The 22682-nt window shown below is 68.8% G+C and carries 29 protein-coding genes and 1 pseudogene; 26 read left to right on the top strand and 4 right to left on the bottom strand.

Translation table 11 applies throughout. From position 1 onward, the window contains the following. From VE759_RS12525 to VE759_RS12500, 6 genes and pseudogenes are all read left to right on the top strand, one after another. Nucleotides 1-308: pseudogene (locus tag VE759_RS12525) on the top strand (thioesterase family protein); the annotation flags it as partial. A 17-nt stretch (nt 309-325) separates the two neighbouring features. Then, on the top strand, nt 326-1201 hold the full coding sequence (gene proC, locus VE759_RS12520) for a pyrroline-5-carboxylate reductase (RefSeq protein ID WP_324932531.1): 876 nt from the start codon (nt 326-328) through the stop codon (nt 1199-1201). 139 nt (nt 1202-1340) lie between these two features. Then, nucleotides 1341-1607, top strand: coding sequence for a helix-turn-helix domain-containing protein (locus tag VE759_RS12515; protein WP_324932527.1), 267 nt, complete (start codon nt 1341-1343; stop codon nt 1605-1607). A gap of 208 nt (nt 1608-1815) precedes the next feature. Beyond that, the gene (locus tag VE759_RS12510) at nt 1816-1917 is read left to right on the top strand and encodes a 30S ribosomal protein bS22 (protein WP_003402602.1); all 102 of its coding nucleotides are present in this window, start codon (nt 1816-1818) and stop codon (nt 1915-1917) included. Nucleotides 1918-2000: 83 nt separating this feature from the next. Continuing rightward, complete coding sequence (locus VE759_RS12505) at nt 2001-3065, top strand: SDR family oxidoreductase (protein ID WP_324932524.1); 1065 nt, start codon at nt 2001-2003, stop codon at nt 3063-3065. Nucleotides 3066-3102: 37 nt separating this feature from the next. After that, a complete protein-coding gene (locus VE759_RS12500) occupies nt 3103-4170 on the top strand; it encodes a lysophospholipid acyltransferase family protein (RefSeq protein WP_324932520.1) in 1068 nt (355 codons plus the stop codon). On the opposite strand, the gene VE759_RS12495 is transcribed toward VE759_RS12500, so the two are convergent. Further along, a complete protein-coding gene (locus tag VE759_RS12495; RefSeq protein WP_324932517.1) occupies nt 4171-4725 on the bottom strand; it encodes an FAS1-like dehydratase domain-containing protein in 555 nt (184 codons plus the stop codon). Between the two features lie 57 nt (nt 4726-4782). Continuing rightward, entirely contained in the window at nt 4783-5709 is a 927-nt protein-coding gene (locus VE759_RS12490; protein ID WP_324932515.1) for an HAD-IB family hydrolase, read from the bottom strand. An 85-nt stretch (nt 5710-5794) separates the two neighbouring features. Between VE759_RS12490 and VE759_RS12485 the strand changes: the two genes are divergently transcribed. The 11 genes from VE759_RS12485 to VE759_RS12435 all read left to right on the top strand — a co-directional run bounded on the left by VE759_RS12485 (nt 5795) and on the right by VE759_RS12435 (nt 14193). Further along, nucleotides 5795-6040 (top strand): glutaredoxin family protein, encoded by a 246-nt coding sequence (locus VE759_RS12485; RefSeq protein WP_414687899.1) that lies wholly within the window; start codon nt 5795-5797, stop codon nt 6038-6040. Nucleotides 6041-6113: 73 nt separating this feature from the next. Continuing rightward, nucleotides 6114-7457: a glutamyl-tRNA reductase gene (locus VE759_RS12480; protein WP_324932509.1), complete on the top strand. Its 1344-nt coding sequence runs from the start codon at nt 6114-6116 to the stop codon at nt 7455-7457. Between the two features lie 5 nt (nt 7458-7462). Further along, complete coding sequence (gene hemC, locus VE759_RS12475) at nt 7463-8395, top strand: hydroxymethylbilane synthase (protein WP_324932506.1); 933 nt, start codon at nt 7463-7465, stop codon at nt 8393-8395. A 2-nt stretch (nt 8396-8397) separates the two neighbouring features. Then, nucleotides 8398-10029: a uroporphyrinogen-III synthase gene (locus VE759_RS12470; RefSeq protein ID WP_324932503.1), complete on the top strand. Its 1632-nt coding sequence runs from the start codon at nt 8398-8400 to the stop codon at nt 10027-10029. A 2-nt stretch (nt 10030-10031) separates the two neighbouring features. Beyond that, nucleotides 10032-11009 carry a porphobilinogen synthase gene (gene hemB / locus VE759_RS12465; protein ID WP_324932500.1) on the top strand — a complete coding sequence of 326 codons (978 nt, stop codon included), beginning with the start codon at nt 10032-10034 and terminating at the stop codon, nt 11007-11009. A gap of 3 nt (nt 11010-11012) precedes the next feature. Continuing rightward, nucleotides 11013-11432: a hypothetical protein gene (locus VE759_RS12460; RefSeq protein ID WP_324932497.1), complete on the top strand. Its 420-nt coding sequence runs from the start codon at nt 11013-11015 to the stop codon at nt 11430-11432. A gap of 26 nt (nt 11433-11458) precedes the next feature. Beyond that, the gene (locus VE759_RS12455) at nt 11459-11863 is read left to right on the top strand and encodes a hypothetical protein (protein ID WP_324932494.1); all 405 of its coding nucleotides are present in this window, start codon (nt 11459-11461) and stop codon (nt 11861-11863) included. Next, a complete protein-coding gene (locus tag VE759_RS12450) occupies nt 11856-12380 on the top strand; it encodes a DUF3093 domain-containing protein (RefSeq protein WP_414687897.1) in 525 nt (174 codons plus the stop codon). Before VE759_RS12455 ends, VE759_RS12450 begins: the two co-directional genes overlap by 8 nt. After that, complete coding sequence (locus VE759_RS12445; RefSeq protein WP_324932491.1) at nt 12377-12667, top strand: hypothetical protein; 291 nt, start codon at nt 12377-12379, stop codon at nt 12665-12667. The genes VE759_RS12450 and VE759_RS12445 overlap by 4 nt, the downstream gene beginning before the upstream one ends. 73 nt (nt 12668-12740) lie before the next feature. Then, entirely contained in the window at nt 12741-13613 is an 873-nt protein-coding gene (locus VE759_RS12440) for an oxygenase MpaB family protein (RefSeq protein ID WP_324932488.1), read from the top strand. Beyond that, nucleotides 13600-14193 carry a TetR/AcrR family transcriptional regulator gene (locus VE759_RS12435; protein WP_414687896.1) on the top strand — a complete coding sequence of 198 codons (594 nt, stop codon included), beginning with the start codon at nt 13600-13602 and terminating at the stop codon, nt 14191-14193. Before VE759_RS12440 ends, VE759_RS12435 begins: the two co-directional genes overlap by 14 nt. Nucleotides 14194-14197: 4 nt before the next feature. Here the strand turns inward: VE759_RS12435 and VE759_RS12430 are convergent, their stop codons facing one another. Next, entirely contained in the window at nt 14198-14581 is a 384-nt protein-coding gene (locus tag VE759_RS12430; RefSeq protein WP_324932481.1) for a nitroreductase family deazaflavin-dependent oxidoreductase, read from the bottom strand. A gap of 22 nt (nt 14582-14603) precedes the next feature. Here VE759_RS12430 and VE759_RS12425 point away from each other — a divergent pair, with 22 nt between their 5' ends. The 8 genes from VE759_RS12425 (at nt 14604) to VE759_RS12390 (ending at nt 22176) form a co-directional block, all read left to right on the top strand. Further along, a complete protein-coding gene (locus VE759_RS12425) occupies nt 14604-15002 on the top strand; it encodes a nitroreductase family deazaflavin-dependent oxidoreductase (protein WP_324932540.1) in 399 nt (132 codons plus the stop codon). 74 nt (nt 15003-15076) lie between these two features. After that, the gene (gene hemL, locus VE759_RS12420) at nt 15077-16417 is read left to right on the top strand and encodes a glutamate-1-semialdehyde 2,1-aminomutase (protein WP_324932537.1); all 1341 of its coding nucleotides are present in this window, start codon (nt 15077-15079) and stop codon (nt 16415-16417) included. After that, the gene (locus VE759_RS12415) at nt 16417-17025 is read left to right on the top strand and encodes a histidine phosphatase family protein (protein WP_324932478.1); all 609 of its coding nucleotides are present in this window, start codon (nt 16417-16419) and stop codon (nt 17023-17025) included. The genes hemL and VE759_RS12415 overlap by 1 nt, the downstream gene beginning before the upstream one ends. Before the next feature lie 22 nt (nt 17026-17047). Further along, nucleotides 17048-17641, top strand: a complete 594-nt coding sequence (locus VE759_RS12410) for a TlpA disulfide reductase family protein (RefSeq protein WP_414687898.1) — start codon at nt 17048-17050, stop codon at nt 17639-17641. Continuing rightward, a complete protein-coding gene (locus VE759_RS12405) occupies nt 17638-18408 on the top strand; it encodes a cytochrome c biogenesis CcdA family protein (protein WP_324932472.1) in 771 nt (256 codons plus the stop codon). Before VE759_RS12410 ends, VE759_RS12405 begins: the two co-directional genes overlap by 4 nt. A 47-nt stretch (nt 18409-18455) precedes the next feature. Further along, the gene (gene resB, locus VE759_RS12400) at nt 18456-20030 is read left to right on the top strand and encodes a cytochrome c biogenesis protein ResB (protein WP_324932534.1); all 1575 of its coding nucleotides are present in this window, start codon (nt 18456-18458) and stop codon (nt 20028-20030) included. A gap of 40 nt (nt 20031-20070) precedes the next feature. Beyond that, the gene (ccsB, locus tag VE759_RS12395; RefSeq protein WP_324932469.1) at nt 20071-21045 is read left to right on the top strand and encodes a c-type cytochrome biogenesis protein CcsB; all 975 of its coding nucleotides are present in this window, start codon (nt 20071-20073) and stop codon (nt 21043-21045) included. Nucleotides 21046-21060: 15 nt separating this feature from the next. Next, the gene (locus VE759_RS12390) at nt 21061-22176 is read left to right on the top strand and encodes a MinD/ParA family protein (RefSeq protein ID WP_324932466.1); all 1116 of its coding nucleotides are present in this window, start codon (nt 21061-21063) and stop codon (nt 22174-22176) included. A gap of 5 nt (nt 22177-22181) precedes the next feature. Here VE759_RS12390 and VE759_RS12385 read toward each other — a convergent pair whose 3' ends face one another. Next, a complete protein-coding gene (locus VE759_RS12385) occupies nt 22182-22346 on the bottom strand; it encodes a hypothetical protein (RefSeq protein ID WP_324932463.1) in 165 nt (54 codons plus the stop codon). Between the two features lie 47 nt (nt 22347-22393). Between VE759_RS12385 and VE759_RS12380 the strand changes: the two genes are divergently transcribed. Beyond that, a partial coding sequence (locus VE759_RS12380; protein ID WP_324932460.1) for a DUF4229 domain-containing protein occupies nt 22394-22682 on the top strand: 289 nt, incomplete at its 3' end.

Genomic DNA, 22682 nt, shown 5'->3' with positions numbered 1-22682 from the left:
CCGCGGGCAAGCCGCCGGTGATCCAGATCTGGGTCCGGCCCCGCGGCATGGCGCCCGACATCTTGTTCGCGTTGATGTGCGGCGACATCTCGATGCCGGTGACGTTCGCGGTCGGTCGCACCGGCTGGGCGCCGACGGTGCAGCTGACGGCGTATCTGCGCGGGCTGCCCGCCGACGGCTGGCTGCGGGTGGTGTGCACGACGACCCAGATCGGGCAGGACTGGTTCGACGAGGACCACACCGTCGTCGACTGCGAGGGCCGCATCATCGTGCAGACGCGCCAGCTCGCGCTGCTGCCTCGCCACTAGCGCATATGCTTTCCCCGATGTCAAGAATCGCGATCGTCGGCGGCGGAAACATCGGCGAAGCGCTGCTGTCCGGACTGCTGCGCTCGGGCCGCCAGGTCAAAGACGTGGTCGTCGCCGAACGCATCCCGTCCCGCAGCCGCCACCTTTCCGAGACGTATTCGGTGCGCGTCACCGGGGTGGCCGACGCGGTGGAGAGCGCGAATCTCGTCGTGATCGCGGTGAAACCGTCCGATGTCCAGGCGGTAACCAACGAGATCGCCGATGCCGTCGCCAAGTCCGAGCAGGACATCGGCGAGCAGGTGTTCGTCAGCGTCGCCGCCGGCGTGACGACGTCGTACTACGAGTCCAGGCTGCCGGCCGGCTCGCCGGTGATCCGGGTGATGCCGAACGCACCGATGCTCGTCGGGGCCGGCGTCAGCGCGCTGGCCGCCGGCCGCTTCGCCACCCAGCAGCACCTCAAGGAGGTTGCGGCGATGTTCGACGCGGTCGGTGGTGTGTTGACCGTGTCGGAGACGCAGCTCGACGCGGTGACCGCGGTGTCCGGTTCGGGTCCGGCCTACTTCTTCCTGATGGTCGAGGCCCTGATCGACGCGGGCGTCGAGAACGGGTTGACCCGCTCGGTGGCCACCGACCTCGTGGTGCAGACGCTGGCCGGCTCGGCCGCGATGTTGCTGGAGCGGATGCAAGACGACGCGCAGCCGGTCGGTGACGACGCGACGGGCCGCGCCGTGGACACCACCCCCGCGCAACTGCGGGCAACCATCACCTCGCCGGGCGGCACCACCGCGGCCGGCGTGCGGCAATTGGAACGCGGCAATTTCCGGGAAGCTGTGGCCGCCGCCGTTGCGGCCGCAAAAACCCGCTCTCAGCAGCTGGGAATTACATCAGAGTAGTTCATGAATTTTCGATGGATTAGCCCACACCCGTCGCAGTAACCCCATTGGTACCGCTATTCTCCTGGTTGTATGCACGCGTTCGCGCCAGCGGTGGGGAAGCCGGTGGCCCAGACCGTGCCTGACGGATTGGGTTGCGATGACGTCAACGAACGGGCCATCGGCACGGGATTCGGCAAGCGGTAAGTCGGGGCGCGACGCGGCTTCTGGCGACAGCGAGCCGGTCACCCGGACTCAATTTCTCACCGTTGCCGAAGTGGCCGCGCTGATGCGGGTCAGCAAGATGACGGTTTACCGGCTGGTGCACAACGGCGAACTGCCCGCGGTCCGGGTCGGGCGATCGTTCCGGGTGCACGCCAAGGCGGTGCACGACCTGCTCGAGACCTCCTACTTCGACGCAGGCTAGACGCGGGTTCAAGGCGGGCTGGACGCGGGCTGGACGCGGGTTAGTCACGAACTGGTCCCTGCCCGCGCACGCGGCCCTTCCCCGGCCGCGTCGGTTTTCGCCTGGCGCCCGGCCCACGGGTAAGGTGGCCCCCGACATAAGCCGGGGGCATCAAGCGGGGCGGCAAGGCGGGGGCAGTGAGACAGTCAGGACGTAGGTAGCGGAGTTCATGGGTTCAGTCATCAAGAAGCGGCGCAAGCGCATGTCGAAGAAAAAGCACCGCAAGCTGCTTCGGCGTACCCGGGTGCAGCGCAGAAAACTCGGCAAGTAGGGGAATAGGGGTTCGATCTAGCCAGCGGGGGAAACGTGGTTCGTCGATGTGCCGGCAGCGGTCTCGGTCGATAGGCTATCGGGATGGATTCGGGCGGGGACACCGTGCACTATCCCAAGGTTGTACTGGTCACGGGGGCATGCCGATTTCTGGGCGGATACCTGACCGCGAGATTGGCGCACAACCCGCTGATCAACCGCGTGATCGCAGTGGACGCCGTCGCGCCGAGCAAAGATCTGCTGCGCCGGATGGGCCGCGCCGAGTTCGTCCGCGCCGACATCCGCAATCCGTTCATCGCCAAAGTGATCCGCAACGGCGAGGTCGACACCGTGGTGCACGCGGCGGCGGCCTCATACGCGCCGCGCTCCGGCGGGCGGGCCGCCCTGAAGGAACTCAATGTGATGGGCGCGATGCAGCTGTTCGCCGCATGCCAGAAGGCGCCGTCGGTGCGCCGGGTCGTCCTCAAGTCCACGTCCGAGGTGTACGGCGCCAGCGCGCGCGACCCGGTGGTGTTCACCGAGGACACCAGTGCTCGGCGGCCACCCGGCGAGGGCTTCGCCCGCGACAGCATCGACATCGAGGGCTATGCGCGTGGGCTGGCTCGCCGGCGCCCGGACATCGCAGTGTCGATCCTGCGGCTGGCCAATCTGATCGGGCCCGCGATGGACACCGCGTTGTCGCGCTACCTGGCCGGCCCGATCGTGCCGACGGTGTTCGGCCGCGACCCGCGGCTGCAGCTGCTGCACGAGCAGGACGCGCTGGGCGTGCTGGAGCGGGCCACGATGGCAGGCAAGGCGGGCACCTTCAACGTCGGCGCCGACGGTGTGATCATGATGTCGCAAGCCGTCCGGCGGGCCGGCCGGATCCCCCTGCCGCTGCCGCGCTCCGGCATCTGGGCGATCGATTCGCTGCTGAAAGCGACGCGAGGTACCGAAGTGGCGCGCGAACAAATGGACTACTTCAGCTACGGGCGTGTCATGGATACCACGCGCATGAGGACCGAACTCGGCTACAGTCCCAAGTGGACGACGGCTGAGGCATTCGATGATTACGTTCGCGGTCGCAGTTTGACCCCGATCATCAACCCTCAATGGGTACGCTCGTTGGAGAGTCGCGCTGTGGCGACCGCGCAGCGTTGGGGAAATTAATCATTCGTAATTAACGGGGTGGGAGAAGGTATATATCGTGGCGGGCGAATCAAAGGCGAAAGTGATTCCGCTACACGGCGATTCGGGACGAGCCGCGGCACAGCGGCGCGCCGGTCAACGCGTGGATGCCAACCGCCGACATCCGTCACTGCTGTCAGAGCCCGAGGGCCGCGCGTCCGCCGAGCAGATCGCCGCCGTCATCGGCGAGATCGACCAGCACCGCAGCGTGGCCGCCGCGGGCGGCGAAGCGACAGCGGCGCCCAACGAACTGGCCCAGCGCGTCGCCGCGGTTGCCGAATTTCTGCGTCGCCGGCTGACCGGCGACTACACGGTCGATGAGTTCGGCTTCGATCGGCATTTCAACGACGGCGTGGTGATGCCTTTGCTGCGGACGCTGTTCACATCGTGGTTCCGGGTCGAGGTCAGCGGGATTCAACATCTCCCGAAGCAGGGCGCCGCGCTTATCGTGGCCAATCACGCCGGCGTGCTGCCGTTCGACGGGCTAATGGCGTCGGTGGCCGTGCACGACAAGCATCCGGCGCACCGCTCGCTTCGGTTGCTGGCCGCCGACATGGTGTTCGACACCCCGGTGCTCGGGCAGGCCGCGCGCAAGGCCGGCCATACGATGGCGTGCACCACCGACGCGCATCGGCTGCTGGCCAAGGGCGAGCTGACCGCCGTGTTCCCGGAGGGCTACAAGGGCCTGGGCAAGCACTTCCGCGACCGGTACAAGCTGCAGCGGTTCGGCCGCGGTGGGTTCGTGTCGGCGGCGCTGCGCACCAAGGTTCCGATCATTCCATGCTCGATCGTCGGGTCCGAGGAGATCTACCCGATGCTCGGCGACGCCAAGCTGCTGGCCCGGCTGTTCGGGCTGCCGTACTTCCCCATCACGCCGCTGTTCCCGCTGGCCGGACCGGCCGGCATGATCCCGCTGCCGTCGAAGTGGTATATCGAGTTCGGGGTCCCGATTCCCACCGCCGACCATGACGATTCCGCGCACGAGGACCCGATGGTCACGTTCGAGCTGACCGACCAGGTGCGCGAGACCATCCAGCAGACGCTGTACCGGCTGTTGGCCAACCGCCGCAACACGTTCCTGGGCTGACTATTCTGCGGGCCCGGCTTCCTGCGGCTTTGGCGCGGCGACGAACTGAGCCAGCGCGGCGTCGCGCCGGGCCACGATCGTCGCCACCGTCTCGTCGGCATCGGCGTCCTGGTGCACGGCTTCACCGATCATGGTGACGATGCTGGTCAGCACCGGGTTCCCGTTCGCGTCGCTGACCTCGCCGCGGATTTCACTGATCACCGTCCCGTGCGACTCGATGACCGAATCCAGGTAGGAGTCGAAGAACAGCTTGTCGCCGGCCAGGATCGGGCGGTGATAGCGCAGCTTCTGGTCGCGGTGGAACACCCGCGCCAGGTTGATCGGTACATCGAACTGCTTGAAGATCTCCAGCTGCACCTGGCGGCCGGCCACCGCGATGAACGTCAGCGGCGCGATCAGCGCGTCCTGGCCGCATTCGGCGGCCGCCTTCTCGTCGAAGTGCGCCGGGTGGTCGTCCTTCACCGCACGAGCGAACTCCCGGATCTTTTCGCGTCCGACCGCGAAATAGTCCGGGTAACGGTAGTGGGTACCGATGATCTCTTCAGCAATGGCCATAAGCGGTGCGATTGTCCTTCGGTGCAAACGATGCAAACGAGTAGCGGCGCGAGCCTATCAGCGTCTTCGCAGCTGGCCGTCGTTGCGGCGGGAAACGATCGCGGCGAGTGCGCCGCCCGCGGCGCCCAGCGCCAGCGCCGACGGCACCCCGATGCGGGCGGCCCTGCGCGCGGTGCGGAAGTCGCGGATCTCCCAGCCCCGCTTGCGGGCCAGCTCCCGCAGCGCCGCGTCGGGGTTGATGGCCACCGCGGTGCCGACCAGCGACAGCATCGGCACGTCGTTGATGCTGTCCGAATACGCCGTGCAGCGTTTCAGGTTCAAGCCTTCCCGGATGGCCAGCGAGCGCACCGCGTGGGCCTTGCCGGTGCCGTGCAGAATGTCGCCGACCAGCCGGCCGGTGAACACGCCGTCTACCGACTCGGCGATTGTGCCCAGCGCGCCGGTAAAGCCCAGCCGGTTGGCGATCGTGTTGGCCAGCTCGTACGGGGTCGCGGTCACCAGCCACACCTGCTGACCGGCGTCCAGATGCATCTGCGCCAGCGCCAGCGTGCCGGGCCAGATCTTGTCGGCGATGATCTCGTCGAAAATCTCCTCACCGACCGCAATCAGCTCGGCCGTCGAGCGGCCCTCGATGAAGGCCAGCGCCTTGTTCTTGCCCGCCGCCACGTCGTCGCTGTTCTCCCGGCCGATCAGCTGAAACTTGGCCTGCGCGTAAATGAATCGCGCGATGTCGCCATATGTGAAGTACTTGCGCGCGGCCAATCCGCGGGCGAAGTGCACCATCGAGGAGCCGTGCACCAGCGTGTTGTCCACATCGAAAAACGCCGCGGCGGTCAGGTCGGCCGGCGGCGCAGCCGGCGACGGGGGCCGCTGGTGCTGCGGCTCGGGGATCGGGGCGGCGCGGGCGACGTCGGCGACGAGGTCGGCCATCGCCGTATCCGCACTCGCGTCGCCGGCGACGTCCTGCGAATCCATGGGCTCCATCGCACACCCCCTCCCGATCCGATCGAGTCGGCGTTTCAACCCTAGGACAACGCCGACGGATACTGGCGTGGTGAACCGCGCGCACGTGACGCTGCTGACCCGTGCGGGTTGTGGCATCTGCGAGCGGGCCCGCGGCCGGCTCGTCGAGCTGGCCGACGAGCTCGGCTTCGACTTCGCCGCCACCGATGTCGACGCCGAGGCCGCGGCCGGCCGTCCGGAGTTGCGTGCCGAGTTCGGCGACCGGCTGCCGGTCGTGCTGCTCGACGGCCGCGAGCACAGTTACTGGGAGGTCGACGAGCCGCGGCTGCGCAGCGACCTCGGCCGGGGGTGAATGGGTGAATTACGCTACGAATTTGGTTGGCTCCCTGCTCCGCGACTACCTTGGATGACGTGGTGAGCGAGCCGTGAGCGTGCTGTTGTTTGGGGTGTCGCACCGCAGCGCGCCGGTGTCCGTGCTCGAGCAAATGAGCACCGACGAGTCCGATCAAGCCAAGATCATCGACCGGGTGCTGCAGTCGTCGTTGGTGACCGAGGCGATGGTGCTGTCCACCTGCAACCGCGTCGAGGTATATGCGGTCGTCGAAGCCTTCCACGGCGGCCTCGCGGTGATCGGTCAGGTGCTCTCCGAGCATTCCGGCATGTCGCTGAACGACATGACCAAATACGCCTACGTGCGCTACGCCGAGGCGGCGGTCGAGCACTTGTTCGCGGTGGCAAGCGGTTTGGACTCCGCGGTGGTCGGCGAACAGCAGGTCCTCGGCCAGGTGCGTCGCGCGTACGCCGCCGCCGAGGCCAACCACACCGTCGGCCGCGTCCTGCACGAGCTGGCCCAGCGGGCGCTGTCGGTGGGCAAGCGGGTGCACTCGGAGACCAACATCGACGCGGCAGGCGCATCGGTGGTGTCGGTCGCGCTGGGCATGGCCGACAGCAAGATCGGCGGCCTGGCCGGTCGCACGGCGGTCGTCGTCGGCGCCGGCGCGATGGGCGCGCTGTCGGCAAAACACCTGGCCGGCGCCGGCGTCGAGCGGGTTCATGTGGTGAACCGGTCGCTGCCGCGGGCCCGCCGGCTGGCGCACAACCTGCGCGATCAGGGCGTGGCCGCCGACTCGCACGGCCTCGACCACATCTCGACGGTGCTGGCCGACGCCGACGTGGTGGTCTCGTGTACCGGCGCGGTCCGGCCGGTGGTGTCGCTGGCCGACGCGCATCGGGCCCTGGCCGGCCGCTCCGAGCAACAGCAGCTGGCGATCTGTGACCTGGGCATGCCGCGCGACGTCGACGCCGCGGTGGCCGGGCTGCCGGGCGTGTTCGTCGTCGACATGGACCGCATTCAGCGCGAGCCGTCCGCCCGCGCCGCCGCCTCCGACGCCGAGGCCGCCCGCGGCATCGTCGCCGCCGAGGTTGCCAATTATCTGGCCGGACAGCGGATGGCCGAGGTCACCCCGACCGTCACCGCGCTGCGTCGGCGCGCCGCCGACGTGGTTGAGGCGGAATTGCTGCGGCTGGAAAACCGGCTCCCGGGCCTGGACACAGCCCAGCGCGACGAGGTGGCCCGCACCGTGCGTCGCGTGGTCGACAAGCTGCTGCACGCGCCGACGGTGCGTGTCAAGCAGTTGGCCACCGCGCCCGGCGGCGACAGCTACGCCGAGGCGCTACGCGAACTGTTCGAACTCGACCAGCAGGCGGTCGACGCCGTCGCAGGTGGCGAATTGCCTTTGGTGCGAACCGAAATCGGCACTCACGAGTAGCGGACTTGGCCAGGCTCATCCGGATAGGCACTCGCGGCAGCCTATTGGCCACCACCCAGGCCGGCGCGATCCGCGACGCACTGGCCGCCAACGGCCATGCCGCGGAACTTGTGACCATCAGCACCGAGGGTGACCGATCGTCGGCGCCCATCGCCGAGATGGGCGTCGGGGTGTTCACCGCCGCGCTGCGCGAGGCGATTGACGACGACCGCGTCGACATGGCCGTGCACTCGTACAAGGACTTGCCGACCGCCCCGGATCCGCGCTTCCTGATCGCCGCGGTGCCCCCGCGCGAGGACCCGCGCGACGCGCTGGTGGCCCGCGACGGACTCGTGTTGGGGGAGTTGCCGGCGGGCTCGGTGATCGGCACGTCAAGCCCGCGGAGGGTGGCACAGCTTAAAGCATTGGGTCTCGGTTTGGAAATCCGCCCCCTACGAGGCAACCTTGATACCAGGTTGAACAGGGTGAGCAGCGGTGATCTCGACGGCATCGTGGTGGCCCGGGCGGGACTGGCCCGCATCGGACGACTCGGCGATGTCACCGAGACCCTCGAACCGGTGCAGGTGTTGCCGGCACCGGCTCAGGGCGCGCTCGCGGTCGAGTGCCGCAGCGGCGACACCGAGCTCGCGGCGCTGTTGGCGGAGTTGGACGACGCCGACACCCGCGCGGCGGTCACCGCGGAACGAGTCCTGCTCGCCGAACTGGAGGCCGGTTGCTCCGCACCGGTCGGCGCGATCGCCGAAGTGGTCGAGTCGATCGATGAGGGCGGCCGCGTCTTCGACGAGTTGTCGCTGCGTGCGTGCGTGGCGACGGTGGACGGATCCGACGTGATCCGTGCGTCCGGCATCGGGACACCCGATCGCGCCGCGGAGCTTGGCGTCTCGGTGGCCACGGAGCTGTTCGAGCTGGGCGCGCGCGAGCTGATGGGAGCGAAGTAAGGATGACGCGGGGGCGTAAGACCAAGCCGGGGCGCGTCGTATTCGTGGGCTCGGGGCCCGGCGATCCCGGCCTGCTGACCGGTCGGGCACGAAGGGTCCTAACCTGTGCTGAACTGGTGTTCACCGACCCCGATGTGCCGGCCGGTGTGTTGTCGTTGGTCGGGTCGAGCCTGCCGGAGCGACCAAAGCTCTACGAACCGGACCCCGGGGTCCTCGACGACACCGTCGATCCGAATCTGCCGCCGGTGCCCGACATCCGGCCCGCCCTCGGTGACCCGACCGAGGTGGCCAAGACTCTGGTTGCCGAGGCCCGCGGCGGCGTCGACGTGGTGCGGCTGGTGGCCGGCGACCCGTTGTCGGTGGACACGGTGATCACCGAGGTCAATGCGGTCGCCAAGAGTCACCTGAGCTTCGAGGTGGTGCCCGGACTGCCCGCCAGCATCGCGGTGCCCGCCTATGCCGGGCTGCCGTTGGGCTCGTCGCACACCGTCGCCGACGTGCGCGGCGACGTCGACTGGGCGGCGCTGGCCGCCGCGCCGGGCCCACTGATCCTGCACGCCACCGCCGAGCATCTCGCCGACGCCGCCCGCACGCTGATCGACCACGGGTTGGCCGACGGCACGCCGTGCGTGGTCACCGCTTACGGCACGACCACCCAGCAGCGCTCGGTCGAGGCGACGTTGCAGGCGCTGACCGACCGCGCCGCGCTCGGCGCCACCGACCCGGCCGGGCCGCTGTCCGGGCCCCTGGTCGTGACGATCGGGCGCACCGTCGCACACCGGTCGAAGCTGAACTGGTGGGAGAGTCGCGCACTGTACGGCTGGACGGTGCTGGTGCCGCGGACCAAGGACCAGGCCGGCGAGATGAGCGAGCGGCTGATTGCCCACGGCGCCCTGCCGATCCAGGTCCCGACCATCGCGGTCGAGCCGCCGCGCAGCCCCGCGCAAATGGAGCGCGCGGTCAAGGGCCTCGTCGACGGCCGCTACCAGTGGGTGGTGTTCACGTCCACCAACGCCGTGCGCGCGGTTTGGGAGAAGTTCGGCGAATTCGGCCTCGACGCCCGCGCGTTCTCCGGTGTGAAGATCGCCTGCGTCGGGCAAGCCACCGCGGATCGGGTGCGCGCGTTCGGGATCACCCCCGAGCTGGTGCCGACCGGCGAGCAATCCTCCCTCGGTCTGCTCGACGAATTCCCGCCCCACGACGACATTTTCGATCCGGTCAACCGGGTGTTGTTGCCGCGGGCCGACATCGCCACCGAGACGCTGGCCGAGGGCCTGCGCGAAAGAGGCTGGGAGATCGAGGATGTCACCGCCTATCGCACCGTGCGGGCGGCGCCGCCGCCGGCCGAGACCCGCGAGATGATCAAGTCCGGCGGCTTCGATGCGGTGTGCTTCACGTCCAGCTCCACGGTGCGCAATCTGGTCGGCATTGCCGGCAAGCCGCATGCCCGCACGATCGTCGCGTGCATCGGGCCGAAGACCGCCGAGACCGCGGCCGAATTCGGCCTGCGCGTCGACGTGCAGCCCGAGACCGCGGCGATCGGCCCGCTGGTCGAGGCGCTGGCCGAGCACGCCGCGCGGTTGCGCGCCGAAGGCGCGTTGCCGCCGCCGCGCAAGAAGAGCCGCAGGCGGTAACCGTGCCGTATCCACGTCAGCGCCCACGCCGGCTGCGCTCGACGCCGGCATTACGCCGCCTCGTCGCGGAGACCTCGCTGCAGCCAAGGCATTTGGTGCTGCCGATGTTCGTCGGCGACATCGACGAGCCCCGGCCGATCGAGTCGATGCCCGGAGTCGTGCAGCACACCCGCGAAACACTGCGCCGGGCGGCCGCCGACGCGGTGGCTGCCGGGGTGGGTGGGTTGATGCTGTTCGGTGTGCCGCGCGAGGAAGATAAGGATGCAACGGGCTCGGGTGGCGTTGACGAGGATGGCATCCTGAACGCCGCCCTGCGTGATCTGAGCAAGGACCTCGGCGACGACACCGTGCTGATGGCCGACACCTGCCTCGACGAGTTCACCGACCACGGCCACTGCGGCGTGCTGGACGACCGCGGCCGGATCGATAACGATGCGACGCTGCGCCGATACGTGGAAATGGCTGTCGCACAAGCCGAATCCGGCACGCACGTGGTCGGACCGAGCGGAATGATGGACGGCCAGGTCGGCGCGATCCGCGACGGGTTGGACGCCGCCGGCCACACCGACACGGTGATCCTGGCGTATGCCGCGAAGTTCGCGTCGGCGTTCTACGGCCCGTTCCGCGAAGCGGTGGCCTCCAGCCTGAGCGGCGACCGGCGCACCTACCAGCAGGACAGCGCCAACGCCCGTGAAGCGGTGCACGAGATCACCCTCGACATCGACGAGGGCGCCGACATCATCATGGTTAAGCCCGCGATGGCCTATCTCGACGTCGTCGGGGCGGCCGCCGAGATCTCGCCGGTGCCCGTCGCCGCTTATCAGGTTTCCGGGGAGTACGCGATGATCAGCGCCGCCGCGGCCAACGGCTGGATCGACGGGCCGGCCGCGGCGCTGGAGACACTGACCAGCATCCGCCGCGCCGGCGCCGACATCGTGCTGACGTACTGGGCCGTTGACGTCGCCTCCTGGCTGGGATAGTCCGTGCAGCCGCAACAGCCCGAGCTGCACAACCGCCCGGTGGACGTGGGCACCGGCGTCGGCTTGTGGCTGACGGCGCTGCCGCTGCTGGTGATCGGTCAGGCCGTCGACATCGTCATCACGCCGGGCCGATCACACGCACCGGCGATGATGGCGGTCAGCGCAGTGTTCCTGTTTGTGCTCTCGGCGGTGGTAATCACGTTTGTGATGCTGATGTGGCACCGATACCGATGGGCGCGCACCCTGCTCACCGGCGGCGGCGCCGCCTCGATCGTCTACGTCGCCACCAACCTGTTCACCATCCAGCGGTCGGCGGCCGGTGCGGTGATCTACGCCGTCACCGGCATCATCGGGTCGGTGCTGATCGCCGGCGGTGTCTTTCTGCTGCACCGCAAGGACGCGCAAGCTTATTTCACCCGCTGATGGGCTCTCGCTAGGCTGGCAAGACCATGACAGCTACCCACCCGCGGCCGCGCATCGTCGACGCGGCGCTCTGGTCCTGGCTGGCGGCGGCGGCGCTACTGGTGCTGGGCGGGCTGCTGATCGCAACGCTGACCGACTCGCGAGCTCCCGGCTTCTTCCGCGGCGCCGGTGCCGTGTTCGCGGTGTCGGGCCTCGCGCTCGGATATCTGGCGGGCCGGACCCGCCGGGGTGACAAGAGATTTCGCCGCGCGACGGTGGCGCTCACGCTGGCGCTGACGGTGCTGCTCACGCTGTTCGCGCTGTACACCATGGGCTTTCTTTGGCTGTTGATCATCGTGGCCCTGATCACCGGTACCACGCTGGCGACGCGGGCCGCCGCGACGGAATGGTTCGACACCGCCGAGCAACCGCCGGGAGGTCGTGGTGAGTGAGGGGCCGACCGGGGCCAACACCAGCGAAACGGCCGTCGAGCCGTTGTTTTTCGAGATCGGCGCGACCTGGTACTGGGTGCTGGCCGGCCCGATCTCGGCGTTGATCATGCTGTGGATCGAGATCGACAGCGGGCTCGGGCCGCAGTGGTTGGTGCCGGCGTGCTTCTTGGTGCTGGTGTCGGGGTTCGTCGCGCTGCAGGTGCACGCCGCGCGCATTCATACGTCGGTGGAATTGACGCATCACACGCTGCGGCAGGGCACCGAAGAGCTGCCGGTCGCCCAGATCGTCCGGGTCTACCAGGAGTTGCCGATCTCGCCGAAATCCGACATGACGCCGCACAAGTGGCAATCTGCGCGCGCGCTCGGCGAGTTGACTCACGTCCCGAAGGGTCGCGTCGGGATCGGGCTGAAACTCACCCAGGGCCGCGAGGTGCAGGCGTGGGCGCGACGGCACCGCCAGCTGCGCGAGGCGCTGACCCAGCTGGTCGATGAGCACGACAAGCGGCCCAGGGGATGACCGCGCCGCGGCGCGCAATCGTCGAGCTGGTGCTGGCCGCCGTCGCGGCCGCCGGCTGCGTGCTGAGCTGGCTGCAGTCGCGCTCGACGGTCGACGTCGCGCCGATTCTCAGCGGTGAGCCGCCCACCACGTCGATCACCTACTACGCGCCGCTGCTGGTGTTGGCCCTGCTGCTGGCCACCGTGGCCGGAGTGCTGGTGGTGGTGGCCGTCGCGCGGTTACGCCGCCGCGACGACCTGCCCGGCTCCGCCGAAGCACAACGCCCGGTCGCCAACGCCGAGCCCTGACAGTCGCCGCGAACATCGTGACAACACCCACATCCCCTTGGTACAAGGTGCGAAATCTGTAACACTGTTGCACATGACCGAGCTGGCCGACGCTAAGCCCGACGTCGCGCCCGAGGCGCTGCCGCTGGGCCGGCAGTCGCTGGTGTGGCGCTACTTCGGCGACAACCGGATGTTTCTGATCGGGCCTCGGCCCGCCGTGTTGCAGAACATGCTCGCCGAGCTCGGACAGGGCGTGCTGGACCACTCGGTGTTCTTCGCCGACACCCGCGAGCGCGTCAGGCGCTCGCTGCCGCCGATCTTCAACACGGTCTACGGCTCCGACGACGACCATCCCGGTGAGCGGGTCCGCGACTTCCACCACGAGATCAAGGGCACGATGCCCGGCCGCTCCGGTAAAGCCGGCCGCTACCACGCGCTGGATCCCGAGACCTACTTCTGGGCGCACGCGACGTTCGTGGATCAGGTGCTGTATTTCGCCGACACCTTCGTCAAGCGGCTGACCCGCGCCGAGAAGGAGCAGATCTACCTCGAATCGAAGACCTGGTACCGCCGCTACGGTGTCAGCGAGCGGCCGATGCCGGCCGACTACGCAGCGTTCGAGCGGTACTGGGACCGCATGCTCGACGAGATCGTCGTCGCGCATCCGACCGCCAGGTACGGCGTCGGATATGTGACGAAGGGCTTCCCGTGCCCGAAGGGCGTGTCACCGCGGCTGTGGCGGGTCATCGCGGTGGTGTTCGACCCCGTCGCGGCGTTCCTGACCACCGGCGGCCTGCCGCCGCGCGCGCGGCAGCTGCTCGAACTGCCCTGGAGCGACCGCCGGCAGCGGCGGTATCAGCGGTTGGCCGCGCTGTGCCGGTCGGGGCCGGTGAACTGGCTGTGGGATCGACTGCCAATGCAGTTGCGCTACAACGAATATGCGCGTGCGGGGTATGCCAGAACTTGATCCGATGACGACCGCGATCCTGGACGCCGCGGTCATCGAATTCGAGCGGCACGGCATTCGCCGCGTCGCCCTCGACGACGTCGCCCGCCGGGCCGGAGTGAGCCGCATGACGATCTACCGACGCTTCGCCGGCCGCGGCGAGCTGGTCACCGCGGTGATCGACCGGGAGAACGCGGTGCTGTTCGCCGAGATTGCCGCGGAGCTGAAAGCCTCGGGACGACCAGGTAATTACTATGTCGAGGCGTTCACGTCGGCGATCATTCGGTTCCGCAGGCACCGCGTGCTGAACCGGATGATGACCGACGAGCCGGCGTTGATGCTCGAGCTGGCGCACCGGCACTGGGACGCGGCGATGGAGCGAATGGCCGATGCGCTGCGAGTGATCTTCCCCGACGGGTTCGCCGAGCGGATCGGGGAAGAGGCCGTCAACGAGCTGGCCGACACCATCCTGCGCTATGCGGCGATGGCGCTGCTACTGCCGGGCCCGCGCCCGCTCGTCACCGCCGCCGACATCCGGACCTTCGCCGAAACGCATTTCCTGCCAAGCCTGCCCAGGTCGCTGCGCGTGGTGCCGGCCTGAGCCGTCAGCTGGCGCGGGTGAGCAGCAGCGCATCTTCGAAAGGCAGCATCGAAAACAGCGGCCGCCACGAACTCATCACCGCGGGCGCCGCCTCCGACTTGGGCATCACCCGCGGGTTCGTGTACTTGACCGTCTTGCCGTAGTGCTTGATCTCGCCGCCGCCGGCGGCGTTGAGGTTCTTCACCCAGTCGCGGTTGCGGCCGTAGGCCAGCAGCACCGCCAACCCGTCGTCGGTGGTGAACACGTTGACCGGCGTGCGATATCGCTTGCCGGAGCGCCGTCCGACGTGCTCGATGATTCCCATCAGCGGCAGCCAGCCCGCCCACATCCGCTGAATCGGGTTGGTGACGTAACGGTTGAATTCGGCCAGCCATTGCGGAAGTCGCATGACAGCGATCAAACTCGCATCCATGGCGTACCTCAAGCCGCCGTGGTTCACCGCCAGGATCTTCAATCCGATCGCGATGGCAACCGGCATCTCCAACACCGAGACCCTGACGGTGACCAAGCGCGGCAGTAGGCAACCGCAGAAAATCCCGGTCGTCACCGTCGACGTCGGCGGCACGAAGTATCTGGTGTCCACCCGCGGCGAGTCGCAGTGGGTGAAAAACCTCCGCGCCAACCCGGAGGTGTCGCTCACCACCAAGGCCGGCACCACGAAATACACCGCGCGCGAAATACCGGAAGCAGATCGGCAGCCCATCCTGACCGCGTACCGCGAGAAGGCCGGCAAGGTTGTCGAGGGCTACTTCCGCAAGCTGCCCCACGAGTCCGACCACCCGGCGTTCGCGCTGACTCCGGCGACCTGACCCGACTACACCCTGTAGTCGACGCCCGGAGCAGGGCTGGGACACTGGTGGCCATGCGCAGTCGGGATGAAGCCATGGCGCAGCCAGATGTCCCAGAGGTGGTGGCCCACGCGCCTCCGGTCATGTCGGCGCGGCTGTTCGCCGACGCCTGCGCGGTCATCCCGGGCGGAGTGAACTCGCCGGTCCGCGCGTTCACGTCGGTCGGCGGAACCCCGCGGTTCATCACCAACGCGCGCGGCTACCGGCTCACCGACGCCGACGGCAACCGCTACGTCGACCTGGTGTGCTCGTGGGGGCCGATGATCCTCGGCCACGCCCACCCGCAAGTCGTCGAGGCGGTGCGACGGGCGGCCGCGGATGGGCTGTCGTTCGGCGCGCCGACACCGGCCGAGACCGAGCTGGCCGAGGAGATCCGCCGACGCGTCGCACCGGCCGAACGGATCCGGCTGGTCAACTCCGGCACCGAGGCCACGATGAGCGCGATCCGGCTGGCCCGCGGGTACACCGGTCGCCCGAAGATCATCAAGTTCGCCGGCTGCTATCACGGTCACGTCGACGCGCTGCTGGCCGACGCGGGCTCCGGCGTCGCGACGCTCGCCCTGCCGTCGAGCCCCGGGGTCACCGGCGCGACCGCCGCCGACACCATTGTGTTGCCCTACAACGACATCGGCGCCGTCGAGCAGGCGTTCGCGACCTTCGGGGACCAGATCGCCGCCATCATCACCGAGGCGTGCCCCGGCAACATGGGCACCGTGGCGCCGCAGCCCGGCTACAACGCGGCGCTGCGCCGCGTCACCGCCGACCATGGCGCGCTGCTGATCTCCGACGAGGTGATGACGGGCTTCCGCGTCGGCCCGTCGGGCTGGTACGGGTTGGAACCCGTTGCCGCCGACCTGTACACGTTCGGCAAGGTGATGAGCGGCGGATTGCCGGCGGCGGCGTTCGGCGGTCGCGCCGACGTGATGGAGCGGCTGGCGCCGCTGGGCCCGGTGTATCAGGCCGGCACGCTGTCGGGAAATCCCGTGGCCGTCGCCGCCGGGCTCGCCACGCTTCGCGCCGCCGACGCGGCGGTGTACGACGCGCTGAACCGCAACGCCGAGCGACTGGCCGGGTTGCTCGCCGACGCGTTGACCGAAGCCGGTGTGGCACACAGTGTTCCGAAGGCGGGTACCATGCTTTCGGTGTTCTTCGGCGACGGCACCGTCACCGACTTCGCGTCGGCGCGCGCCACCCAAACGTGGCGCTATCCCGCGTTTTTCCACGCCCTGCTGGACCGCGGTGTCTATCCGCCGCCCAGCCCGTTTGAAACATGGTTTGTCTCAGCGGCTTTGGATGACGAGGCGTTCGACCGGATAGCCGCCGCGCTGCCCGCGGCCGCCCGAGCGGCCGCGGCGGCCACCGATCCGGGGGCGTGATGGGCCAGCTGACGACGGTGCACATGATGCGCCACGGCGAGGTGAACAACCCCGGCGGCATCCTGTACGGGCGGCTGGCGGGCTTCGGGCTGTCCGAAAAGGGCCGCGGTCAGGCCGAGAAGGTCGCCGAGGTGCTTGCCGACCACGACATCGTGCTGGTGATGTCCTCTCCTTTGCAGCGGGCCCAGGAAACCGCGGCGCCGATCGCGCTGCGCCACGGGCTGACCGTCAAGACCAATCCGGATCTCATCGAATCGGTGAATTACTTCGAGGGCCGCCGCATTTCCCCCGGCGACGGGGCGTGGCGCGACCCGCGGGTGTGGTGGCTGCTGCGCAACCCGTTCGAGCCGTCGTGGGGTGAGCCCTATCGGGAGGTCGCCGCGCGGATGAGCACCGCGATTGACAAGGCCCGCGCGAAGGCGGCGGGCCACGAGGCGGTGTGCGTCAGCCATCAGCTGCCGATCTGGACGCTGCGGCTGTATCTGACCGGCAAGCATCTGTGGCACAACCCGCGCCGCCGCCAGTGCGCGGTGGCGTCGTTGACCTCGTTCGTGTTCGACGGCGACGAACTCACCGACGTCCGCTACTCCGAGCCGGCGGGGAGCTGATCCGGTGCGGCTGGTCGTGTGCATGAGCGCGGCGGTGGCGGCGCTGACTTTCGCGCTGACCGGCTGCTCGACCGGCCACGACGCGGTCGCCCAGGGCGGCACCTTCGAGTTCGTCGCACCTGGCGGTAAGACCGACATCTTCTACGAACCGCCGCAAAGCCGCGGCCATCCGGGCAAATTGGCCGGCCCCGACCTGATGGACCCCGGCCGCACACTGTCGCTGGACGACTCCGCCGGCAAGGTCGTCGTGATCAACATCTGGGGCCAGTGGTGCGGACCGTGTCGAGCCGAGATCACTGAGCTGCAAAAGGTTTACGATGCGGCCCGAGCCGGCGGCGTCGCGTTTCTCGGCATCAACGTCCGCGACAACCGGCGCGAGCCGGCCCGGGACTTCCTCGTCGACCGCAAGGTCACCTACCCGTCCATCTACGACCCGGCGATGCGAACCATGATCGCCTTCGGCGGCAAATACCCGACCACGGTGATCCCGTCCACGCTGGTGCTGGATCGGCAGCACCGGGTCGCCGCGGTGTTCTTGCGCGAACTGCTCGCCGAGGAGCTGCAACCGGTGGTGGCGCGGCTCGCCGCCGAACAACCTCAGGAGCCGCGCTCGTGACCGGCTTCGCGGGCCTCGCCGCGGCCGGGCCGCTGCTGCTGGCGCTCGGGGTGTGCGTGCTCGCCGGCCTGGTGTCGTTCGCGTCGCCGTGCGTCGTGCCGCTCGTGCCCGGCTATTTGTCGTATCTGGCTGCGGTCGTGGGTGTTTCGGACGACCCGGCTCCGGTGGCCGTCAAGACGTCGCGGTGGCGCGTCGCCGGGTCGGCCGCGCTGTTCGTCGCCGGGTTCACCGCGGTGTTCGTGCTCGGCACCGTCGCGGTGCTGGGCATGACGACCTCGCTGATCACCAACCAGATGCTGCTGCAGCGCATCGGTGGGGTGCTGACCATGGTGATGGGCCTGGTGTTTGTCGGGTTCCTACCGGCGTTGCAACGCCAGGCGCGGTTCACCCCGCGGCAGCTGTCGACGATCGCGGGCGCACCGCTGCTCGGCGCGGTCTTCGCGCTGGGCTGGACGCCGTGTCTGGGCCCGACGCTGACCGGCGTGATCGCGGTCGCGTCGGCCACCGACGGCGCGAACGTTGCGCGCGGCGTCGTTCTCGTCATCGCGTACTGCCTCGGTCTGGGCATCCCGTTCGTGCTGCTCGCGCTCGGCTCCTCGTGGGCCGTGCAGGGCCTGGGGTGGCTGCGCCGTCACACTCGCGCGATCCAGATATTCGGCGGCGTGCTGCTGATGCTCGTCGGCGCCGCGCTGGTCACCGGGGTGTGGAACGACTTCATCGGGTGGGTGCGCGACGCGTTCGTCAGCGATGCGAGGCTGCCGATTTGAGCCGCGTACTCGCGTGGGGCCGCAACACCTGGCGGGCGCTGACCTCGATGGGCACCGCGTTGGTGCTCCTGTTCCTGCTGGCGCTCGGGGCGATTCCGGGCGCGCTGCTGCCGCAGCGCAGCCTCAACGAGTCCAAGGTCGAGGAGTACATCGCCGAGCATCCGACGCTCGGCCCGTGGCTGGACCGGCTGCAGGCGTTTCAGGTGTTCTCCAGCTTTTGGTTCACCGCGGTCTATGTGCTGCTGTTCGTCTCCCTGGTGGGCTGCCTGCTGCCGCGGCTGATCGAGCACGTTCGCAGCCTGCGCGCCGTCCCGGTCGCCGCGCCGCGCAACCTGAGCCGACTGCCCAGGCACGACACGAAGGCACTCGCCGCCGAACCAGATGCCGTCGCGGCCGCCGTGTCCGAGCGGCTGCGCGGCTGGCGATGCGTCACCCGCCAAACCGACGGGGCCACCGAGGTTTCCGCCGAGAAAGGCTATTTGCGCGAATTCGGCAACCTGGTTTTCCACTTCTCGCTGCTGGGCCTGCTGGTCGCGGTCGCCGTCGGCAAGCTCTTCGGCTACGAGGGCAACGTGATCGTGATCGCCGACGGCGGACCCGGCTTCTGTTCGGCGTCCCCGGCGGCCTTCGACTCGTTCCGCGCGGGCAACACCGTCGACGGCACCTCGTTGCATCCGATCTGCCTGCGCGTCGACGACTTCCAGGCCCACTACCTGCCGAACGGTCAGGCCAGAACCTTCGCCGCGAACATCGACTACCAAACCGGCGACGACCTGAGCATCGGCTCGTGGCGGCCCTACCGGCTCGAGGTCAACCATCCGCTGCGGATCGGCGGCGACCGGGTGTACCTGCAGGGCCACGGCTACGCCCCGACGTTCACGGTCACCTTCCCCGACGGGCAGACCCGCACCGCGACCGTGCAATGGCGGCCCGAGGACCAGCGCACCTTGCTGTCGTCGGGCGTGGTGCGTGTCGACCCGCCCGGCGGCACCTACCCGGATCCGGCCGAACGGCGCAAGCATCAGATCGCGATCCAGGGCCTGTTCGCGCCGACCGAGCAACTCGACGGCACGCTGCTGTCGTCAAGCTTCCCGGCGCCGAACAACCCCGCCGTGGCCGTCGACATCTACCGCGGCGACACCGGCCTGGACACTGGGCGACCGCAGTCGCTGTTCACGCTCGACCATCGGCTGATGGAGCAGGGCCGGCTCACCAAGGCCGCTCGGGTCAACCTGCGCGTCGGCCAGCAGGTGCGGCTCGACGGCGACCCGGGGGCTCCGACGGTGGTGCGGTTCGACGGCGCGGTGCCGTTCGTGAACCTCCAGCTGTCGCATGACCCCGGTCAGATCTGGGTGCTGGTATTCGCGTTGACGATGATGGCGGGTCTGCTGGTCTCGCTGGTGATCCGCCGCCGCCGAGTTTGGGTTCGGATCGTCCCCGCAGCCCAGCCCGGTACGGTAAGCGTCGAGCTGGGAGGCCTGGCCCGCACCGACAACTCCGGCTGGGGCGACGAATTCGATCGGCTGTGCCGGCGGCTGCTCGAAGGTTTCGAGCCGCCGAAGACAGCGCCGACGACAGCGACGACGACCCAGCCCGCGATGGCCGGTGAGGAGGTCCAATGAACGTCGCGCCCGAAGCGCCCGAAGCGAAGGCGGATCGCGCATGAACACCGAGCACGTCGACATCGGCCTGGCCCGCTACTCGGACTGGGCCTTCACGTCGTCGATGGTCGTGCTCGTCGCGGCGCTGCTGCTGCTGGCCGTGGAGCTGGCCTACAGCCGCGGCCGCAAGGCGGACGAACGCGAGCTGGTCGGAGCCGGGGTAACGCCCGACAGCGCGACCCCCGGCGTCGTCGTCGACACGCCGCGGCGCCCGATCGACGAACGCGTCGGCACCTCCGGACTCGCGCTGGTGTACCTCGGAATCGGTTTGCTGCTGGCCTGCATCGTGCTGCGCGGCTTGGCCACCATGCGGGCGCCGTGGGGCAACATGTACGAATTCATCAACCTGACCTGCCTGTCCGGGTTGGTGGCCGCCACGGTGGCGCTGCGCCGTCCGCCGTACCGCACCCTGTGGGTTTTCGTACTCATTCCTGTGTTGATCCTGCTAACCGTGTCCGGCCGCTGGCTGTACACCGACGCCGCGCCGGTAATGCCCGCGCTGCAGTCCTATTGGCTGCCGATCCACGTGTCGGTGGTCAGCCTCGGCTCGGGGGTGTTCCTGGTGGCGGGTGTGGCGAGCATCCTGTTCCTGATCAAGATGTCGCCGCTCGGACAACCCGGCGCGACGGGTGCGCTGGCCGGCATCGTGCAGCGGCTGCCCGACGCCCGGCTGTTGGACCGGATCGCCTATCGCACAACGATTTTCGCCTTCCCAGTGTTCGGGTTCGGCGTGATCTTCGGCGCCATCTGGGCCGAGCAGGCGTGGGGCCGCTACTGGGGCTGGGATCCGAAGGAGACGGTGTCGTTCATCGCCTGGGTGATCTATGCCGCCTATCTGCACGCCCGATCGACCGCGGGGTGGCGGGACAAGAAGGCGGCGTGGGTCAACGTTGCTGGCTTCGTCGCGATGGTGTTCAATCTCTTCTTCATCAATCTGGTGACCGTCGGGCTCCATTCGTACGCCGGCGTGGGATGAGACTAAGGTTCAATCGTGTCCGAAGATATTGACACCGGAATTCACGACCCTGGCGGCTTCCGAGCGCAATCGCGCTTCTCCGACCCCACCGGCAGCGCGCCGGGACCGCCGCCGGAATGGACCGCGGCCACGCCGCCGACGGGCTTCCCCCAGCAGGTGAACCAGGGCTACCTGCCACCGGCGGCGCCGCCCACGTCACGGGAGCTGTCCACGGCGGCCCTGCTGCGCCAAGCCCAGCCGGCCCCGTCGTCGGGCTGGCGCAAGTGGCTGTACCTGGCCTCGGGCAAGCTGATCAACGTCGGCGAAAGCCCGAAGGTCACCCACCACAACAACCTGATCGCGCAGGTCAACCAGCCGCTGCAGGGCTGCTACCGGATCGCGCTGCTGTCGCTGAAGGGCGGGGTCGGCAAGACGACGATCACCGCCACGCTCGGCGCCACCATGGCGTCGATCCGCGGCGACCGCGTGGTCGCCGTCGACGCCAACCCCGACCGCGGCACGCTCAGCCAGAAGGTGCCGCTGGAAACCCCGGCCACCGTGCGCCATCTGCTGCGCGACGCCGAGGGCATCCAGCGCTACAGCGACGTGCGCAGCTACACCTCACAGGGCCCGAGCCGGCTCGAGGTGCTGGCGTCGGAAAGCGACCCAGCGGTGTCGGACGCGTTCAGCTCCGACGACTATCTGCGCGCGCTCGAGATCCTCGAGCGGTTCTACAGCCTGGTGCTCACCGACTGCGGCACCGGGTTGATGCACTCGGCGATGTCGGCCGTGCTGTCCAAGGCCGACGTGCTGCTGGTGATCAGTTCGGGCTCGGTCGACGGGGCGCGCAGCGCCTCCGCGACGCTCGACTGGCTCGACGCGCACGGCCACGGGGAGGCGGTGCGCAACTCGATCGCGGTGATCAACGCGGTGCGGCCGCGCTCGGGCAAGGTCGACATGAACAAGGTGGTCGACCACTTCTCGCGGCGGTGCCGCGCGGTGCGGCTGGTGCCGTTTGACCCGCATCTGGAAGAGGGTGCAGAAATCAACCTCGAGCGGCTGCGACGAGAAACACGCGAGGCGTTGATCGAATTGGGGGCGGTGGTCGCGGATGGCTTTCCGAGCGCCAACCGCAGCGATCCGTTCGTCTGACCGGACTAACGCTGCGGGCTGTCGTCTCCGCGACTCAGCCGCCACAGAAAGTCGGGATCGTCGTCGGGCCCGATGACCCGAGTCTTGGGCCGGCTGTTGGTGGCGCGGTAGATCCGCCAGCCGACATACACCAGCGATGCAATTAGCAACAAGAGCAGCAGGTAGAGCACGGAAAACCTCCTTGGTCTGAATATACGCGCGTCGGTAGGCTCGGGCGGTGCCGGAGAACCCCGCGGACCACAAGGACGCCCGCCGGGCACGCGTGGTCGCCGACGTGCTGGCCTACGCCGGCGCGCGGCTGCTGTTGGTCGTCGTGCTCAGCGCGGCGATATATGGCACTGCCCGCCTGCTGGGCGTCGACGACTTTCCGGTCTACATCGCGATCGCGTTCGCGCTCGTGATCGCGCTGCCACTGGGCATCTGGGTGTTTGCTCCGCTGCGGCGGCGCGCGACCGCCGGCCTTGCCATCGTCGACGAGCGTCGCCGCCGTGACCGCGAGCGGCTGC

This window comes from Mycobacterium sp. (assembly GCF_035640695.1).
In the GTDB taxonomy this organism is placed as follows: Bacteria; Actinomycetota; Actinomycetes; order Mycobacteriales; family Mycobacteriaceae; genus Mycobacterium.
This window is presented reverse-complemented; position numbering and strand designations above follow the sequence as displayed.

What these genes read in the sequence shown, in the direction of transcription:
- VE759_RS12470 (WP_324932503.1), top strand. Translation starts at nt 8,398, where the DNA reads ATGACGCGGGGGCGTAAGACCAAGCCGGGGCGCGTCGTATTCGTGGGC.
- VE759_RS12430 (WP_324932481.1), bottom strand. Translation starts at nt 14,581, where the DNA reads ATGCGACTTCCGCAATGGCTGGCCGAATTCAACCGTTACGTCACCAAC.
- VE759_RS12490 (WP_324932515.1), bottom strand. Translation starts at nt 5,709, where the DNA reads ATGGAGCCCATGGATTCGCAGGACGTCGCCGGCGACGCGAGTGCGGAT.
- VE759_RS12440 (WP_324932488.1), top strand. Translation starts at nt 12,741, where the DNA reads ATGACCGAGCTGGCCGACGCTAAGCCCGACGTCGCGCCCGAGGCGCTG.
- VE759_RS12415 (WP_324932478.1), top strand. Translation starts at nt 16,417, where the DNA reads ATGGGCCAGCTGACGACGGTGCACATGATGCGCCACGGCGAGGTGAAC.
- resB (WP_324932534.1), top strand. Translation starts at nt 18,456, where the DNA reads ATGGGCACCGCGTTGGTGCTCCTGTTCCTGCTGGCGCTCGGGGCGATT.
- VE759_RS12515 (WP_324932527.1), top strand. Translation starts at nt 1,341, where the DNA reads ATGACGTCAACGAACGGGCCATCGGCACGGGATTCGGCAAGCGGTAAG.
- VE759_RS12425 (WP_324932540.1), top strand. Translation starts at nt 14,604, where the DNA reads ATGGCGTACCTCAAGCCGCCGTGGTTCACCGCCAGGATCTTCAATCCG.
- hemL (WP_324932537.1), top strand. Translation starts at nt 15,077, where the DNA reads ATGGCGCAGCCAGATGTCCCAGAGGTGGTGGCCCACGCGCCTCCGGTC.
- proC (WP_324932531.1), top strand. Translation starts at nt 326, where the DNA reads ATGTCAAGAATCGCGATCGTCGGCGGCGGAAACATCGGCGAAGCGCTG.
- VE759_RS12510 (WP_003402602.1), top strand. Translation starts at nt 1,816, where the DNA reads ATGGGTTCAGTCATCAAGAAGCGGCGCAAGCGCATGTCGAAGAAAAAG.
- ccsB (WP_324932469.1), top strand. Translation starts at nt 20,071, where the DNA reads ATGAACACCGAGCACGTCGACATCGGCCTGGCCCGCTACTCGGACTGG.
- VE759_RS12410 (WP_414687898.1), top strand. Translation starts at nt 17,048, where the DNA reads ATGAGCGCGGCGGTGGCGGCGCTGACTTTCGCGCTGACCGGCTGCTCG.
- VE759_RS12435 (WP_414687896.1), top strand. Translation starts at nt 13,600, where the DNA reads ATGCCAGAACTTGATCCGATGACGACCGCGATCCTGGACGCCGCGGTC.
- VE759_RS12445 (WP_324932491.1), top strand. Translation starts at nt 12,377, where the DNA reads ATGACCGCGCCGCGGCGCGCAATCGTCGAGCTGGTGCTGGCCGCCGTC.
- VE759_RS12495 (WP_324932517.1), bottom strand. Translation starts at nt 4,725, where the DNA reads ATGGCCATTGCTGAAGAGATCATCGGTACCCACTACCGTTACCCGGAC.
- VE759_RS12505 (WP_324932524.1), top strand. Translation starts at nt 2,001, where the DNA reads ATGGATTCGGGCGGGGACACCGTGCACTATCCCAAGGTTGTACTGGTC.
- VE759_RS12455 (WP_324932494.1), top strand. Translation starts at nt 11,459, where the DNA reads ATGACAGCTACCCACCCGCGGCCGCGCATCGTCGACGCGGCGCTCTGG.